Annotated in this window: 21 protein-coding genes and 1 tRNA gene; 8 read left to right on the top strand and 14 right to left on the bottom strand. The window is 68.1% G+C overall.

The window, feature by feature from the left end; genetic code table 11:
* Window positions 1–23: 23 nt before the first annotated feature.
* From AOM45_RS29875 to AOM45_RS29845, 7 genes are all read right to left on the bottom strand, one after another.
* A complete protein-coding gene (locus tag AOM45_RS29875) occupies window positions 24–434 on the bottom strand; it encodes a HepT-like ribonuclease domain-containing protein (protein ID WP_081902471.1) in 411 nt (136 codons plus the stop codon).
* Window positions 424–732 carry a nucleotidyltransferase family protein gene (locus AOM45_RS29870; RefSeq protein ID WP_030470785.1) on the bottom strand — a complete coding sequence of 103 codons (309 nt, stop codon included), beginning with the start codon at window positions 730–732 and terminating at the stop codon, window positions 424–426. Before AOM45_RS29870 ends, AOM45_RS29875 begins: the two co-directional genes overlap by 11 nt.
* Before the next feature lie 44 nt (window positions 733–776).
* Window positions 777–1,571: an exodeoxyribonuclease III gene (locus AOM45_RS29865; protein WP_030470786.1), complete on the bottom strand. Its 795-nt coding sequence runs from the start codon at window positions 1,569–1,571 to the stop codon at window positions 777–779.
* An 11-nt stretch (window positions 1,572–1,582) separates the two neighbouring features.
* Complete coding sequence (locus tag AOM45_RS29860; protein WP_030470787.1) at window positions 1,583–1,801, bottom strand: hypothetical protein; 219 nt, start codon at window positions 1,799–1,801, stop codon at window positions 1,583–1,585.
* A 28-nt stretch (window positions 1,802–1,829) separates the two neighbouring features.
* Complete coding sequence (locus tag AOM45_RS29855) at window positions 1,830–2,117, bottom strand: SH3 domain-containing protein (RefSeq protein ID WP_051784246.1); 288 nt, start codon at window positions 2,115–2,117, stop codon at window positions 1,830–1,832.
* 202 nt (window positions 2,118–2,319) lie between these two features.
* Window positions 2,320–3,543: an NADP-dependent isocitrate dehydrogenase gene (locus AOM45_RS29850; RefSeq protein WP_030470789.1), complete on the bottom strand. Its 1,224-nt coding sequence runs from the start codon at window positions 3,541–3,543 to the stop codon at window positions 2,320–2,322.
* A 79-nt stretch (window positions 3,544–3,622) separates the two neighbouring features.
* The gene (locus AOM45_RS29845; RefSeq protein ID WP_030470790.1) at window positions 3,623–4,465 is read right to left on the bottom strand and encodes an SDR family NAD(P)-dependent oxidoreductase; all 843 of its coding nucleotides are present in this window, start codon (window positions 4,463–4,465) and stop codon (window positions 3,623–3,625) included.
* A gap of 112 nt (window positions 4,466–4,577) precedes the next feature.
* Between AOM45_RS29845 and AOM45_RS29840 the strand changes: the two genes are divergently transcribed.
* From AOM45_RS29840 to AOM45_RS29825, 4 genes are all read left to right on the top strand, one after another.
* Window positions 4,578–5,384: a metal-dependent hydrolase gene (locus AOM45_RS29840; protein ID WP_030470791.1), complete on the top strand. Its 807-nt coding sequence runs from the start codon at window positions 4,578–4,580 to the stop codon at window positions 5,382–5,384.
* 93 nt (window positions 5,385–5,477) lie between these two features.
* On the top strand, window positions 5,478–6,986 hold the full coding sequence (locus tag AOM45_RS29835; protein ID WP_030470792.1) for a PHP domain-containing protein: 1,509 nt from the start codon (window positions 5,478–5,480) through the stop codon (window positions 6,984–6,986).
* The gene (locus tag AOM45_RS29830) at window positions 6,983–7,465 is read left to right on the top strand and encodes a hypothetical protein (RefSeq protein ID WP_030470793.1); all 483 of its coding nucleotides are present in this window, start codon (window positions 6,983–6,985) and stop codon (window positions 7,463–7,465) included. The genes AOM45_RS29835 and AOM45_RS29830 overlap by 4 nt, the downstream gene beginning before the upstream one ends.
* Window positions 7,466–7,474: 9 nt before the next feature.
* A complete protein-coding gene (locus AOM45_RS29825; protein WP_030470794.1) occupies window positions 7,475–8,419 on the top strand; it encodes a ribose-phosphate diphosphokinase in 945 nt (314 codons plus the stop codon).
* Between the two features lie 75 nt (window positions 8,420–8,494).
* Here AOM45_RS29825 and AOM45_RS29820 read toward each other — a convergent pair whose 3' ends face one another.
* Window positions 8,495–9,124, bottom strand: a complete 630-nt coding sequence (locus tag AOM45_RS29820) for a TetR/AcrR family transcriptional regulator (RefSeq protein WP_201780090.1) — start codon at window positions 9,122–9,124, stop codon at window positions 8,495–8,497.
* A gap of 103 nt (window positions 9,125–9,227) precedes the next feature.
* Between AOM45_RS29820 and AOM45_RS29815 the strand changes: the two genes are divergently transcribed.
* The 3 genes from AOM45_RS29815 to AOM45_RS29810 are packed head-to-tail and all read left to right on the top strand — an operon-like array spanning window position 9,228 to window position 11,244.
* Window positions 9,228–10,271 carry a medium chain dehydrogenase/reductase family protein gene (locus AOM45_RS29815; RefSeq protein ID WP_030470796.1) on the top strand — a complete coding sequence of 348 codons (1,044 nt, stop codon included), beginning with the start codon at window positions 9,228–9,230 and terminating at the stop codon, window positions 10,269–10,271.
* A complete protein-coding gene (locus AOM45_RS48945) occupies window positions 10,268–10,720 on the top strand; it encodes a TetR/AcrR family transcriptional regulator (RefSeq protein WP_063757135.1) in 453 nt (150 codons plus the stop codon). Before AOM45_RS29815 ends, AOM45_RS48945 begins: the two co-directional genes overlap by 4 nt.
* Entirely contained in the window at window positions 10,717–11,244 is a 528-nt protein-coding gene (locus AOM45_RS29810; RefSeq protein ID WP_156094155.1) for an ABC transporter permease, read from the top strand. The genes AOM45_RS48945 and AOM45_RS29810 overlap by 4 nt, the downstream gene beginning before the upstream one ends.
* Before the next feature lie 8 nt (window positions 11,245–11,252).
* Here the strand turns inward: AOM45_RS29810 and AOM45_RS29805 are convergent, their stop codons facing one another.
* Entirely contained in the window at window positions 11,253–12,548 is a 1,296-nt protein-coding gene (locus tag AOM45_RS29805; protein ID WP_030470798.1) for a protein kinase domain-containing protein, read from the bottom strand.
* Between the two features lie 62 nt (window positions 12,549–12,610).
* The gene (locus AOM45_RS29800) at window positions 12,611–12,949 is read right to left on the bottom strand and encodes a hypothetical protein (RefSeq protein WP_030470799.1); all 339 of its coding nucleotides are present in this window, start codon (window positions 12,947–12,949) and stop codon (window positions 12,611–12,613) included.
* A 60-nt stretch (window positions 12,950–13,009) separates the two neighbouring features.
* Here AOM45_RS29800 and AOM45_RS29795 point away from each other — a divergent pair, with 60 nt between their 5' ends.
* Window positions 13,010–13,624: a TetR/AcrR family transcriptional regulator gene (locus AOM45_RS29795; protein WP_035912195.1), complete on the top strand. Its 615-nt coding sequence runs from the start codon at window positions 13,010–13,012 to the stop codon at window positions 13,622–13,624.
* A gap of 9 nt (window positions 13,625–13,633) precedes the next feature.
* Here the strand turns inward: AOM45_RS29795 and AOM45_RS29790 are convergent, their stop codons facing one another.
* The 4 genes from AOM45_RS29790 to AOM45_RS51180 all read right to left on the bottom strand — a co-directional run bounded on the left by AOM45_RS29790 (window position 13,634) and on the right by AOM45_RS51180 (window position 15,778).
* Entirely contained in the window at window positions 13,634–13,894 is a 261-nt protein-coding gene (locus AOM45_RS29790) for a metallothionein (protein WP_030470801.1), read from the bottom strand.
* A 20-nt stretch (window positions 13,895–13,914) separates the two neighbouring features.
* A complete protein-coding gene (locus tag AOM45_RS29785; protein WP_030470802.1) occupies window positions 13,915–14,286 on the bottom strand; it encodes an MmcQ/YjbR family DNA-binding protein in 372 nt (123 codons plus the stop codon).
* A gap of 31 nt (window positions 14,287–14,317) precedes the next feature.
* Window positions 14,318–15,547, bottom strand: coding sequence for a glycoside hydrolase family 18 protein (locus AOM45_RS29780; RefSeq protein WP_035912231.1), 1,230 nt, complete (start codon window positions 15,545–15,547; stop codon window positions 14,318–14,320).
* A 157-nt stretch (window positions 15,548–15,704) separates the two neighbouring features.
* Window positions 15,705–15,778: transfer RNA gene (locus tag AOM45_RS51180), tRNA-Arg, on the bottom strand.
* Between the last annotated feature and the right edge of the window lie 91 nt (window positions 15,779–15,869).

The raw sequence follows: 15,869 nt of genomic DNA, 5'->3' as shown, positions 1-15,869 counted from the left end.
AGCCGGCAGGTGAAATCGAGTGGTCAGGAGGGGGACGGGAGCGATAAAGGCTGGGCGGACTGGATCAGTCGGAGTACCGGGACAGCTCTCAACTCAGCCCAGCCAGCAGCTGGTGCAGCCTCTCCTCCAGCTGCTGGCTGCTTCTCGGTGAGCACCTGCCACACGAGTGCATCGTCCACGCTGGCGTAACCGTGGATCAGGATGTTGCGGAAGGCGACGATGCGAGGCAGGTCCGGAACGGCAGCTGCGAGCTCCGGGGAAACCTTCGACAGGTTGTTCAACGCTTCGCCGATGATCTCGAACTGCCGCTCGACGGCCGACCGCAGCATCGCGTCATCCAGGTAGTCCGTGAAGGACTTGCCGCTGCTGAACTCGGCGAGCAACTCTGCCGCGCGCAAGGCGTCCCACAGGTAAGTGCGGGGATCACGCCGCATACAAGGTTTCCTTGCTCTCCATGACCTGCTGCCGGAAGTACGGGTTGCGAATGCTGGTGCTGACCACCAGATCAACCGGTCTGCCGAGAATGCGCTCCAGCCCCTCCTTCAAGGCGAAGTAGGTGCCGAAGTGATCGAAATCGTCCCCGGTCTCGAAGTCGACGAGGATGTCCACATCGCTGGTCACGACGTCGAACGAATCGCTCACAGCTGACCCGAACACGTCGAGACGCCGAACTCCGAGCGCTCGGCAGAGCTCCTCGATCTCAGCCACCTTGGTGGCCACGACCTCGTGCACCTTCGTCACCTCCTCCGGGACGATTGTGCCTGATCCGCGTCGGATCAGTCGGCGTACACGACCGTGACCGGCGCGTGGTCCGACCAGCGCTCCCCGTACGTCGCCGCCCTCTCCACCACCGCGGAGACCGCCCGCCCGGCCAGCCCATCGGTGGCGGCGTGGTAGTCGATGCGCCAGCCGGAGTCGTTGTCGAACGCCTTGCCTCGGTACGACCACCACGAGTACGGCCCGGCCACATCGGGGTGCAGCGCGCGCACCACGTCGTTGTACCCGGAGGCGAACACCGACGACATCCACTCCCGCTCGTACGGCAGGAAGCCGGACTCCTTCTGGTTCGTGCGCCAGTTCTTCAGGTCTGCCTGCTGGTGCGCGATGTTCCAGTCACCACACACGAGCACCTCACGGCCCGACACGGCCGCCTTCTCTCGCAACGACACCAGGTACGGCAGGAAGGCCGCCATGAAGCGGTCCTTCTCGTCCTGCTTCTCCGTGCCGACGTCGCCGGACGGCAGGTACAGCGAGCCGACGACGACGCCCGGCAGCTCGATCTCCACGTAGCGGCCGCTCGACTCGAACTCGGCAGTGCCAAAGCCCACACGGACCGAGGACGGTTCAACGCGCGAGAGCACGCCCACGCCCGCGCGGCCCTTCAACGACGACGGGGCGTACACGCCGTGCCAGCCCGACGGTGAGTGGACCTCCGCGGGCAGTTCGTGGGGTTCGGCGCGAACTTCCTGCAGGCACACCACGTCCGCGGATGTGGACGCCATCCACTCCAGGTAGCCCTTCTTGGCGGCAGCGCGCAGACCGTTGACGTTGACCGTGGAGACCGTGAGCACGACGCGGGAGCCTACCTAGAGGCGAGGCCCCAGGGTTTCGGGTACTCGGCGCCGCAGCCCGCGCAGTGGGCGGTCAGGTCCAGGTAGCCCACGATCGTGGCCATCTCGTCGCGGGGCAGCGCCAGTTGGCGCTGGCCGTCGATCTCGGTGTAGAGGCCCTGCCACTCGGGCTCGCAGGAGCACTGCGTGACGCCCTTGCCCCTGCCCCACCGAAACATGTTCCGCAGCATGACCCAAGTCTGCCACGGCGTCGGTGGCTCACTTGCAGGTCGAGTCGCTCGTCAGCGCGACGAACTGCTGGCTCACCCAACGCCGGTCGCTCAGCATCCGGTAGCCGTTCTCCACGCGTGCCTGGGCGTCGGCGACGGCATCACGCGGCATGGTCGAGACGATCGGCTGCATGTCGCCGGGGCCGGACCTGACGTTGAGGATGTCGGCGGTCACGGTGATCTTGCAGATCTCCGCGCCCTTGTCGCTGCCCATCGGCTTGCCGCCGTTCGCCACGTACATGACACCGGCGACGCCCAGCACCCCAATCACGATCATTCCCCTGACCGGAACACCCAACATGACGCCGCCTCCTGTACCGCGAACTGCCCCGAGCAGCAGATATAGCGGCTGGAAGTCCCCTGTGGACGGCTCGGCGCGGCAACCACCCGCAAGAGGAACCGACCGGGTGACGAAAAGCGGAGAAGGCCACCCCGGTGTGACCGGGATGGCCTTCTCGCGTGCTCGAATCAGGCGAACGTCAGAACGACGCCATCTTCTTCTTGAGGTTCTCGTCCAGCGCGGCGAGGAAGTCCTCGGTGGTCAGCCACTCCTGGTCCTTGCCGACGAGCAGGGCGAGGTCCTTGGTCATCTGACCGGCCTCGACCGTCTCGATGACGACCTGCTCCAGCGCCTCGGCGAAGCGGATCACCTCGGGGGTGTTGTCCAGCTTGCCGCGGTGCATGAGGCCGCGGGTCCAGGCGAAGATCGACGCGATCGGGTTCGTCGACGTCGGCTTGCCGGCCTGGTGCTGGCGGTAGTGGCGCGTGACGGTGCCGTGGGCGGCCTCGGCCTCGACGGTCTTGCCGTCCGGGGTCATGAGGACCGACGTCATCAGGCCGAGCGAGCCGAAGCCCTGCGCGACCGTGTCGGACTGGACGTCACCGTCGTAGTTCTTGCACGCCCAGACGTAGCCGCCCTCCCACTTCATGGCCGCGGCGACCATGTCGTCGATCAGGCGGTGCTCGTAGGTGAGGCCCTTGGCGTCGAACTCCGCCTTGAACTCCTCGTCGAACACGCGCTGGAAGATGTCCTTGAAGGCGCCGTCGTAGGCCTTCAGGATCGTGTTCTTCGTGGACATGTAGACGGGGTAGCCCCGCTGCAGGCCGTAGGAGAACGAGGCGCGGGCGAAGTCCTCGATGGACTTGTTGTAGTTGTACATGCCCATCGCCACACCGCCCTCCGCCGGGAACTCGGTGACGACGTGCTCGATCGGCTCCGAGCCGTCTTCCGGCTGGAACGTGATCGTCAGCTTGCCGGCGCCGGGCACCTTGAAGTTGGTGGCCTTGTACTGGTCACCGTGCGCGTGACGGCCGATGATGATCGGCTTCGTCCAGCCCGGGACCAGGCGCGGGACGTTCGAGATGATGATCGGCTCGCGGAAGACGACACCGCCGAGGATGTTGCGGATCGTGCCGTTCGGCGAGACCCACATCTTCTTGAGGCCGAACTCCTCGACGCGCGCCTCGTCCGGCGTGATCGTGGCGCACTTGACGCCGACGCCGTGCTTCTTGATGGCGTTCGCGGCGTCGATGGTGACCTGGTCGTCGGTGGCGTCCCGGTGCTCGATGCCCAGGTCGTAGTACTCCAGGGTGACGTCCAGGTACGGGTGGATCAGCTTGTCCTTGATGAACTGCCAGATGATCCGGGTCATCTCGTCGCCGTCGAGCTCGACGACGGTGCCCTGAACCTTGATCTTGCCCATAACTCCGGGCGCTCCTCTCGCGACGATGCAAGCAAGACAAGCGTACTGGTAAACCGCCGAGGTGTGCCTGCGACCCTGGTTACACCGATTCAGGGTCGAAGTCCGTCGAGCGGCTCACGTGCTCCCACTTGTCGATTTCAGCATTCCGTGCCTGGTCGGCCAGGCGGACCATGTCCACCGCGTCGCTGCCGAGCAGCAGACTCGGTGGCGGCTCGTCCATGGCTACCACGTCGAGCATGACTCGCGCGGCCTCAGCCGGATCACCAGGCATGTTGCCGTGCGCGCCACGCATCATGTCGAGCATTGCCCCGACAGAGGGAACGTAGTCCTCCCCCGGCTCGGTCACCACCAGAGAGGGGCCGGTCCAGTCGGTCTGGAAGCCGCCGAGCTCGACGATCGTGGCCTTCACCCCGAACGGCGCGCACTCCGCGGCCAGCGACTCGGTGAAGCCGCGCAGCGCGAACTTGGCCATCACGTACGGGGCGAGACCGCCGCCGAACGCCATGTGCCCTGCGGTCGACCCGACCTGGATGAAGTGACCCGACCGCTGCTCGCGCAGAACGGGCAGCGCGGCCTTCGTGACGTTGACGACACCCCAGAGGTTGATCTCCAGCTGGTCGCGGAAGTCGGCCTCCGAGCACTCCTCGATCGACGTGACGCGGCCGGCCCCCGCGTTGTTCACGACGACGTCGAGCCGACCGAACTCGCGGACCGCGGTCGCCACGGCTTCCTTCGCCTGGGCGGTGTCGCGCACGTCCAGTGCAACAGATCTGACCCGGTCGCCGTGTTGAGAGACGAGGTCGTCGAGATCGCGCGGATCGCGGGCGGTCGCGACGAGCCGGTGTCCGGCGGCGAGCACTGCTTCGGCGGTCTTGCGGCCGATGCCGCGGGAACTGCCGGTGATGAGCCAAACCTGAGCCATGTCCGTGCTCCTTGCCGAGGAGTTGGTTGTCCGGAGATATGGAGTTCTGGCTCGGACACGTGATACCTGCGGCTACTGTTTTCACCGTCGGGTGATCACTGAAGGGGAGTAAGTGTCAACTGGGCCAACACATGCGATGAGCGGGCTGCTCGCCTGGAGCGCCGTCACCGCACTCGCATCGAGTCACCCGATCGGCCAGCTCTCGCCGCAGAGCTGGGCCGTTGGCGCGGTTCTTGCCACTGGAGCAGCACTTCTGCCGGACCTCGACCACCCCGGTTCGACCATCTCGCGCACGTTCGGAGCACTGAGCGGCGGGCTGTCGGCGGGGATCAACGCGGTCAGCAGCTTCGTTTACCGGACAACACGTCTGAAGAAGGATTCCAAGAGAGACGGCGGACATCGCGGTCTCACACACACGCTCGTCTTCGCGCTGTTCGCCGCCATCTTCACCACCGCGGTCGTGCAGAACAGCCAGAAGTGGGCGCTGCCGGTGCTGATGTTCGTGTTCGCGGGCCTCGCCGTGCGCGGGATCATGAACGACTGGAACCCCAAGCAGGACGCGTTGATGATCACCGTCGTGTCCGCCGGCGTGACGTGGGCGATGATCGCGTGGACGGCGCAGACCAACGCTTCCGCCGCGGCGTGCGGGATCGCGGTCGGTGTCGGGTGCGTGGCGCACTACATCGGTGACGCGATCACCGAGCAGGGCTGCCCGATGCTGTGGCCGATACCGATCATGGGCAAGACGTGGTACCCGGTGGCGCCGCCGAAGATCATGCGCATGAAGACGGGTGGCGTCGTCGAGATGGCCATCGTCGGGCCGGTGGTGACGATCCTGTCGGTGTGGCTGGGCCTCGCGGCGTTGCAGGCGACCGGCGCGCTGCCGTTCCTGGACTGGGTCGACCTCCTCCCGATCTGACGTTGTTCGCCCGCCGGTCATTCGGCAGCCACCTGCGCCTCACCCGATCGGCCTAGCCTCCACGGACCCGACCCGTCGCGTGGAGGATCAGCCATGTCCGAAGTGGCCCGCAGGCGCTTCTTGCAGGGAGCGAGTGCACTGGGTGTAGCTGGTGTGTTGGGCACGGGCCGTGCGGCTGCTTCTGCCCGTTATCACTGGCTTTCCGGCGACCACCACACGCACACGCAGTACTCGTACGACGGCATGTACACCATCGAGCAGCAGATTCGCGGTGCGTTGCGGCACGGCACTGACTGGCTCGTGATCACCGACCACGGACACGCGTCGCACGAGGCGCACTCCGTTGAGGCGACCGCGGCGGACATTCGGCGCGCACAGCAGAAGTTCCCTCAACTGCTGCTGTGGCAGGGCATGGAGTGGAACGTGCCCGGCGCCGAACACGCGACCCTCTTCTTCGAGGACTGCCACGACGAAGCCGGCGTGCTGCGCGACTTCGAGCGGCAGTTCGACTGGCGGCTGAACGGCGCCGAAGCGTCCAGCCCCGCCAACGAGCGCAAGGCTCTGGACGCGATCCGCTTTCTCCAAGCCAAGATCCGCAACGGCACGATGAAGTCCGCGTTGGTGTTCATCAACCACCCGATGCGCAACGGCCGTGTGGCGCCCTACGAGTTGCGGAACATGCGTGACCTGGCGCCCGACATCGTTGTCGGCATGGAAGGCGCACCCGGCGCGCAGGGCGACGGCGATCCGTTGCGCGGTCCCGGCGGTTACCGCGGCGGCTACGCGAACAGCCCCGGCTCGAACTCCTACACGCCTTATCCGACGGAGGCGTACCGGACCTACGGCGGCTTCGACTGGATGACCGCGAAGCTCGGCGGCGTCTGGGACTCGCTGCTCGCCGAGGGCCTCGGCTGGTGGATCACGTCGAACTCCGACTCGCACTTCAACTCGCGCGACACGATCGTCCGCGTGCCCGAGCCGGGCAACCAGTTCGACCTCACCGGCAAGCACCTCGACCCGGTCGACAGCGGCCCGCCCCAGGCGTCGCCGCCCTACGTCGACTTCTTCCCCTGCGAGTTCTCCCGGACCGTCGTCGGAGCGACCAGGCGGACCCGCGGCGCCGTGATGGAGGGCCTGCGGGCAGGTCGCGCGTGGGTTTCGCACGGTGGATTGGTGGAAGACCTGCAGTTCACCGTTGTCGGCACCGGTGGCTGCGAAACGATGGGCGGACGTCTGCGCGTGCGCCGCGGTTCGGACGTGACGGTGCTGGTCAAGGCACGTTTGGCCACGCGCCCGAACAGCGCGGGGTTCATTCCCCGGTTGCGCCGTTTGGACCTCATCAAGGGTGCGGTAACCGGTCGAACGTCGTCTGAAACGTTGTCCACGCCACATGTGAACGTCGAGCGATCTTACGAGCCGCGCTGGCACTATGCGGTCTTCACGCACACGTTCCGCAACGTCCGAGAAACTTTTTACCTCCGATTGCGCGGAACCGACGGCAACCGCGGCGCGTTCGAACCGCAGGCGGACACTCCGGGAGCCGCGAACCCGTGGGAGGACCTGTGGTGCTACACCAACCCGATCTTCGTGGAGGTCAGGTGACCAGCACCTTCGTCGGTGTCGACGCCGGCTACGAGAACCGCTGGGAAGCGGAGAAGATCGCACTGGAACTGCACGACACCCTGCTGACCACGGCCAGGACGGTCGTGGTGCACGAGGTCGAAGGTCACCACGCGATGTCCTTCCTGCTCCCCGTGCCCCCGTCCGACGCGGTGGTGAACTCGCTCGTCGAGCAGGGTTTCGGGGTCGCCGTGCGCGGTGCGTCGTCGGGGCGCCTGGTAGGCCCGGAGGCGCTGCGAGTAGGCGCCTCCGCTGCTGCTGAGGCACACCAGTACCGCCGCGAGGGGCGCGCTCTGCGATTCCAGGGCCAACGGTCGTTGCGCGGCCGTCACGGCGTGTCGGACATCCTCGCGTTCACGGCCATAGAGGCCGTCTTACCGCGCGGAACCCACACGGTCGACACGCGCGGGAACTTGGTCCCGTTCTTCCGCGACGGCAAGTTGGTGCTGGTCGTCGACTAGGTTCGGGATGTGCGTGACATCGCTGTCTTCACCGGTTCCGCCCATCCCTCCCTCGCCGCCGAGATCTGTGGTCACCTCGGCGTCGACCTGTCACCCAGCCGCCTGACCCGGTTCGCCAACGACTGCCTCGAGGTGCAGCTGCAGGCGAACTGCCGCGAGCGGGACGTGTTCCTGATCCAGCCACTGGTGCCGCCGGTGCAGGAACATCTCGTCGAACTGCTGCTGATGCTGGACGCTGCCCGTGGCGCGTCCGCCGCGCGCACGACTGTCGTTCTGCCGCACTACGCCTACGCGCGCTCGGACAAGAAGGACGCGCCGCGCATCTCCATCGGCGGCCGCCTGGTCGCCGACCTGATGGTCGCCGCCGGGGCCTCCCGCGTGCTGGCGATGACGTTGCACTCGCCGCAGGTGCACGGCTTCTTCTCCGTGCCGGTGGACCACCTGCACGCACTGCGCGAACTGGCGGCGCACTTCTCCCAGCACGACCTGTCGAACACCGTTGTGGTGTCGCCGGATCTGGGCAACGCCAAGGAGGCCGCGCACTTCGCCCGGATCCTCGGCGTGCCGGTCGCGGCCGGTGCCAAACAGCGGTTCGCGGACGACGAGGTGCAGATCTCGACGGTGATCGGTGACGTGGCCGGGCGGGACGTGATCGTGCTGGACGACGAGATCGCCAAGGGGTCGACCGTCATCGAGCTGCTGGACAAGCTGCGGGAGCGCGGGGCGGGACCGATCCGGGTCGCATGCACGCACGGACTGTTCTCGTCGGGGGCGCTGGACCGGTTGCAGGCGTTCGACGACGTGCTGGAGATCGTCGCGACGAACACCGTGCCGATCCCGCAGGAGAAGGTCGTGCCGAAGTTGAAGGTGCTGTCGATCGCGCCGGCGATGGCCGAGGCGATGCGGCGGATCAACGTGGGCGAGTCGGTGTCGACGCTGTTCGAGGCGCCCTGACACGGGCACTCCGCCGGACGACGCCCGCCGCCGTGAACTCCGCGACCAGTACTGCGATCCGGAGGACGTGTTCGGCTAGGACTTGAGGTGCGCGAGAGCCCTGATCAGCCGGTCCCCCACGTCCGCTGGTCCGGGCATCTTGCGCACCACGGCCCGCTGGTGCGCCAGGCCGTGCAGCCCGAGCCACAACGCCACCGCGTCGCCGTAGAGGTCGTCGCTGCCGTGCGCGATCCCGGCTTCCACGCACGCGCCGAGCACGTCGGCCAGCACGGTGAGGGCCTCGGCGCCCAGTGACTCGAGGTCGGCGTCGGAGATCGAGGTGTCGTCCACCGACGGCGTCCACAGGCCGCCGAACATGATCCGGTAGCGCTGCGGGTGCGCCCTGGCCACGTCCAGGTAGGCGTTGCAGACCGCGAAGAGCCGTTGGCGCGGGTCGGCGCCGGCGTTCTCGTCGGCCTCGCGCAGGGTGGCGGCGAGTCTGTCCATCTCCTGCTGCACCACGGCCAGCATGATCGACGGCTGGTCGGCGAAGTGCGCGTAGATCGACGGCGCCGCGATGCCCGCCTTGCGTGCGACCGAGCGCAGCGTGACCGCGCGTTCGTCGCCGCCTTCGTCCAGCAGCGCGACTGCCGCGGCGATGATCTCTTCCCGCAGCTTCCCGCCTTCACCCCGGCGGTTGCGCCTGCGCGGCTCCGTGTTGGTCACGGCCGTAACCATACACCTGAAAGTTTATGGGCGTTAGGCCTTGCAGTCTTAGACTTACGGGCGTTAGCTTATGGCCGTAAGCACAACGAGCCGAGGAGTCAGCATGATCGCCACCACCACTCGCGCCACCGAGATCGTCCTGCCGGGCGTCGTCGAGCCCGACGGCCTGCACGTCCGGGTCCGCGACCTGCCCGCGCCGGGTCAGGGCCAGGTCGTGCTGCGCATGGACGCCACGGGCGTCTCGTTCGCCGAGCAGCAGATGCGCCTGGGCAAGTACTTCGACCAGCCGCCGTTCCCGTTCGTGCCGGGCTACGACGTGGTCGGCACGGTCGTCGCGACCGGTCCCGGCGTCGACCCGGCGATCACGCTGCACCGGTTCGCCGCGGTCACCAAGGTCGGCGGGTGGGCGAGCCACCTGATCGTCGAGGCCGCCGACCTCGTGCCCGTGCCGGACGGCGTGGAAGCCGCCGCCGCGGAAACCGTCGTGGTCAACGGGGTCACGGCGTGGCAGATGATGTACCGCGTCGCGAAGGTCGAGCGCGGCGACACGATCGTCGTGCTGGGCGCCAACGGCGGTGTCGGGTCGACGTTGGTGCAGCTCGCTCGCCACGCCGGCATCAGGGTGATCGGCACGGCCTCCACGCGTCACCACGACGCGGTGCGCGCGCTCGGCGCGATTCCCGTCGACTACCGCGACCCGAACATGTACGACCGCATCCGTGAGATCGCGCCTGACGGTGTCGACGCGGTGTTCGACCACGTCGGCGGCGAAGGTCTGCACGAGTCGTGGCGGCTCTTGCGCCGTGGCGGTGCGTTGGTCAACTACGGCTCGGCCGCGACGAAGGACGAGCCGGGCAACGCGATGCTGCCGGTGCTGAAGCTGTTCGGACGCCTGATGCTGTGGAACCTGCTGCCCAACGGCAAGCGCGCCGGGTTCTACAACTTCTGGGCCGGCAAGCGCTTCCGTCCCGCCGCGTTCCGCGCGCGGCTGGCCGAGGACCTCTCCGCCGTGCTGCGCCTGGTCGGAGATGGTGTGCTCACGCCGCAGATCGCCGCGCGCATCCCGTTGCGGGAAGCCGCCGCCGCACTGGCGCTGGCCGAGTCGCGCACCGTGCTGGGCAAGGTCGTCATCGTCGCGGAGCCGTGAGCAGGCAGCTCATCGTCGCGGCGGCGACCGCCCTGGTCGACCGGAACCACGCCGTGACGCTGCGGGCCGTGTCTCGCGAGGCGGGCCTGCCCACATCGTCGATCTACCCGCACTTCCCCAACGGCTCGGCGATCCTGCTGGCGGTGTGTCACGCGGCCTTCGCCGAACTCTCCTCCGCCGTCCTCAGCGCTCCCGACGTCCACGCGGCAGGCCTCGCCTACCTGGACTTCGCCGCTGCGCACCCCAGTCGCTACCGCGTGATGTTCGGCGTGTTCGACCTCGCCGAACCGGCACTTCGGTTGTTCACCGCACACACCGCGAACGCCCTGGCGCTCTGGCTGGGTCTGCACGGTCTCGCCCACCAGCGCGCGTCGAGCCGCCGCACGCACGTGTTCTCCGCGGTCGCTCCGCGCCTGATCAACTCACTCGCTTCGGAGGCATTGTCATGATCGCCGCATATCTCGGTTTCGCGTTCGCCTACTTCTTCGGCCACGGTGCCGCGGTGCTGTCCAGGTCAGGTGCCGTGCCCCTGCCGGGCTGGCTCCCGATCGGCTTGCTCGGCGGCGGTCTCCTCGCCGGCACGATCATGGCGACGTCCGCGTCGCTGCGCATCCAGCGCAGGGCATCTCCCGAACGGCGTCGTGCCGAGAAGCTGGTCGGCACGGCGTGGATCACCGGATTCGTCGCGCTGGGGCTGGCGATCACCGGCCTGAGCACCGTGTTCGACGTGCCGGAGCTGCAGACCATCCTCTGGCCGGCGGGTTCGACGATCGTCGTCGGCCTGATCTACATCGCCGAGGGAGCCGTGCGCCGCAACGCGTTGCACTACAACCTCGGCACGTGGCTGGCGTTGGTCGCCGCGGCATCGCTGTTCGTGCCAGCACCAGGCTTCTTCGGTGTGCTGGCGGTGCTGGGCGGCGGCGCCTACCTGGTGGCGGCGTTCCTGGAGCCCCGCCGCCTGGCTGACCGATGAGCCGTCAGTCACGCCGCAGAGCAGCTCACGGCCGGGCGGGCGGGTTCGGGACCGGCGGCGACGAACCCGAACGTGGTGGTTCCCCCGGCGGGGACCACGGCGTTGTAGCCGGCGTTGGTGACGGTCACGGCGGTCGCGTTCTGGGCCAGGGTGCCGTTCCACAGGTTGCCGATGGTGTGGCCCGCGGTTGGCTGCCACGTCACGGTCCAGCCGGTGAGGCCGTTCGGGCTGGTGTTGCGCACGGTCACCTCGGCCTGGTAGCCGCCCGGCCACGAGTTGGTCACCTCGTACCGTGCGTCGCAGGCGTTCGCGGTCGTCGTCGTGGTGGGGTTCGTCTGGGCATTGCCGGGCCGTTCGCCCCGCACGACGGTGCCGATCACAACGCCGGCGGCGACCAGGACGGCCGCACCGGCGACCATCGCGATCACCTTGCGCGGCACGTGCCGGCGCGCGAGAAGCTGCCGCGTCCCGCTCTTCGGAGGCCCAGCGGGCAGCGGCAGTCCTTCCGCGACCGCGGCGAGCAGCTTGTGGGCCTCGGCCATCGTCGGGCGTTCGGCAGCGTCCCGGCGCAGGAGGCGCAGCAGCACTTCGTTGAGCGGGCCACCCGACCGCGGCGGCTCGAACTCCGCGCGGACCACGCGTTGCAGCAGCGCATAAGGGTTCTCGTCCACACCGAACGGCGGTGCGCCCTCCAGCGCCGCGTAGAGGGTCGCGCCGAGGGAGAACACGTCGGAGGCGGACGTCGCCTCCTCGCCCGCCGCCACCTCCGGCGCCAGGAAAGCCGGCGTGCCGACGATCAGGCGGGCATCGTTCACCGTGCCCTCGCCGACCGCGCGGGCGACGCCGAAGTCGGTGATCTTCGCGATGCCGTCTTCCGCGAGCAGGACGTTGAACGTCGAGACGTCCCGGTGCACGATGCCCTCGGCGTGCGCCGCCGCCAGCGCGGCGGCGATCTGCCTGCCCACGGCCGCGACCACGCCCGGCGGCAGCGCGCCCCGATCGGCGATCAGCGCCGCGAGGCTGCGGGAGGGCAGGTACTCCAGCACCAGACAGGGCTTGCCGTCGTGCTCGACGACCTCGTGCACGCTGATCGCGTGCGGGTGCCGCAGCCGACCGGCGACCCGGCCCTCGCGCAGCATCTGCGCCACCGCTTCGGGGGACCGCCGGTCCGTGTTGAGCAGCTTGACGGCGACCACGCGGTCGAGGCGCTCGTCGCGCGCCTGCCAGACAACGCCCATGGACCCGTGGCCGATCGACGACATCAGCCGGTACCGCCCGGCGATCACCTCACCTTGCTCTGGCACAGGTCGACGCTACTTGCCTGAGCCGACCATCGGCCACCTTCGTCGATCAACTGCTGTGGGTTCTAAAGCTGCACACGCACCGTGACGCGCCCCTTGTCGTCACGGTGCGATGTCGCGTGTCCGGTCCGTTGCGCACCATCGAGCTCGAGTGTGAGCGGGCCACCTTCACCGCTGAAGTTGCGCCACCACGTCTTCGCGTCCGGCATCATCACCTGGATGTCGACGACGTCGCCGCCCTTGCGTTGGTAGCTAACGGGCGTGGAGAACGTACGGCCAGAACGCCGCCCTGTGTAGGACACGACGGTGATGCTCTTGCGGACGAGCTTCCCGACGAGCGGCGCGTCCCGCAGTCCGACGATCAGCCTGTTCAGGCGACGTGCGGTCGGTCCCTTGAAGTTCATGCACCCCAACGTAGTCTCGTAAGTGGAGAGCACCGTCCACTTGGCGTGAAGTGAGAAGAAGTGACAGCCGAACCGTCTCAGATGCGTGCCGACGCGCGCGAGAACCGCGCACGGGTGCTGGCCGTCGCACGGGAGTTGTTCGCGCAACGCGGCCTGGACGTGCCGATGGCCACGATCGCCCGACGCGCGGGCGTCGGCGTCGCCACGTTGTACCGCCGCTTCCCCACCAAGGAAGCGCTGGTCGTGGAGGCGTTCACCGAGCAGTTCGCGCTCTGCCAGGCCGCCATCGACGAGGCGCTGATCGACCCCGACCCGTGGCGCGGCTTCTGCACGGTGATCGAGAAGGTGTGCGTGCTGCAGGCGAGCGACCGAGGGTTCACCGCCGCGTTCGTCGCGTCGTTCCCCGACCTGCACACCGAGGTGCGCGACCGCACGTGGCACGGTTTCGCCGCATTGGTGCAACGGGCCAAGGACAGCGGCAGCCTGCGCGCGGACTTCTCACCGCACGACCTGACGCTGGTGCTGATGGCCAACGGCGGACTCGCGAGTGCGCCCGTCGAGGTGGCGGTGGCGGCGTCGCAGCGGCTGGTCGCCTACCTGCTGGAGGCGTTCCGCAGCGGCACGGACCAGCTGCCGCCGGCCGTGCCGCTCAGCCTCGACCTCGTGCTCCGGTAGGTGTTCCGATCAGCCCGGATGCGCGCCGACGGTGTCGCGGATCTGCTCGCCCAGGTCGGACGCGCCCATCCGCGCGCAGTGGGCGCAGCAGAAGAACTGGCCCTCCACCTCCACGCCGTGCCCGATCACCCGGCAGTCGCAGTGCTCGCACCGGGGCGCGAGGCGTTGGATCGCGCACTCGAAGCTGTCGAACGTGTGCACGCCGCCGCCGACGGTGCGCACCTCGAAGGCCATCCAGTACTCGTTGCCACAGACGTCACAGGTCGCCATGGGCGGAAGACTGCGACAGGTCAGTCAGGTCGGCAACTCGAGTGGTCGAGTTGCGCGACCAGGGTTTTCGGGGCAATCACCCGATAGGCGTCCTCCACCAGGTCCGCCACGACGTCCCAGTCGACCTCGACGTCGAGGTACACGCCGAGCCAGCCGCGGTGGCCGACGTAGGGCGGGCGGAAGTAGCTCTCCGGGGCCTGGGCGACAAGCGTCTGCTGGACGTCCGGGCCCGCCGCGCACCAGAACGCCCGCCGGTCGTCGTGGTGGTGGTCGGCGAACATCACGAAGGTCTTCTTGCCCCGGACGAACCACGTGGGCTCGCCGTGGCTCAGGCGTTCCGTCACCTCTGGCAGTGCCAGGCAGAGCCGGCGCAGGTGTTCGAGTGCGTCCACCCGGACATCCTGCGCCTCTTCCGGTGGACTATCAGCCGATTCCGGAACGGATCGCGCTGATCAGCTCGCCGTTGCCCGTGTCGCCGGAGAGCTCCCAGAAGAACACGCCGCCCAGGTTCTGGCCGCTCGCCCACGAGATCTTGCTGCGGACCGTGGCCGGGGTGTCGTAGCTCCACCACTGGCTGCCGCACTTGGCGTACGCGGTGCCGGCGACGGTGCCGTTGGCGGGACAACGGGTCTTGAGCACCTTGTAGTCCTCGATGCCCGCCTCGTACGTGCCCGGCGCGGCGCCTGTCGCGGTGCCACCGGGTGCGGACTGGGTCACGCCGGTCCAGCCGCGGCCGTAGAAACCGAGGCCCAGCAACATCTTGTTCGCCGGAATGCCCTTGCTCTTGAGCTTCTGGATCGCCGCGTCGGTGTTGAAGCCCTGCTGCGGGATGCCGGCGTAGCTGGTGAGCGGCGAATGCGGTGCCGTCGGGCCCTGGGCCGCCCACGCGCCGAAGAAGTCGTACGTCATCGGGTTGTACCAGTTCACGTACTGCGCGGCGCCCGCGTAATCGGCCTTGTCGATCTTGCCGCCGGTCGAGGCGTCGGCGGTGATCGCGGCGGTCACGAGGTTGTTGCCGCCGAAGCGGGCGCGGACGGCCTGCATCAACGTCTTGAACGAGTTGAAACCGCTGGTGTCACAGGTGAGCCCGCACGCGTTGGGGTACTCCCAGTCGATGTCGATGCCGTCGAACACGTCCGCCCAGCGCGGGTCCTCGACGAGCTTGTAGCAGGAGTCCGCGAACGCCGCCGCCGCGCTCGGACTGCTCGCCGCCGCCGGGAAACCGCCGGACCAGGTCCAGCCGCCGAACGAGAAGAGCACCTTGAGGTTCGGGTGCAGCTTCTTCAGCTTGCGCAGCTGGTTGAAGTTGCCGCGCAACGCACCCGTGTCCCAGGTGTCCGACGTACCGTCCACAGAGGACGCTGCGTCGTAGAACTTGTCGTAGTCGGCGTAGGCGTCACCGAGCACGCAACGGCCGCCGGAGACGTTGCCGAACGCGTAGTTGATGTGCGTGAGCTTGCTGGACGAGCCGGACGTGCGGATGTTCTTGACGTGGTAGTTGCGCTGGTAGACGCCCCACTGCACGAAGTAGCCGACGACGCGGTTCGTGATCGCCTGGGCTCCGGGGTCCGAAGCCGCCTGGGATGCCGGTGCCGCAAGGGTGGCTGCCGTGAAGAGGGCTGTCGCGGCCGCGATGATTCTGCGCCTGAACATGGCGGTCTCCTCGATGGGTGACGGCGCGGCGGCGCTGCTCACAAGCTAAGTGGACTAGACCACTGTCGTCAACAGGTGAACCGGGAACAGCGCCGGGCCGTACGGGAATGAGGAAAGGCGGAAGCCAGGGAGGGTGGTGGGGGCGTCCCCGCGTGAGCGGGACCGGCCGGATTCGAACCGGCGTTCTCCCTCCGTGGCGGAGGGCGCGTCGACCACTGCGCTACAGGCCCCATCGCACTGCGTGACTCCACCCTAGTCGGCGAAGTCCGGGCCGTATGCCCGGCGAAAGTGTTGGACCCAATAAGGTTCATGCACCAACCTC

The organism is Lentzea aerocolonigenes, from assembly GCF_000974445.1.
Classification (GTDB): Bacteria; Actinomycetota; Actinomycetes; order Mycobacteriales; family Pseudonocardiaceae; genus Lentzea; species Lentzea aerocolonigenes.
This window is presented reverse-complemented; position numbering and strand designations above follow the sequence as displayed.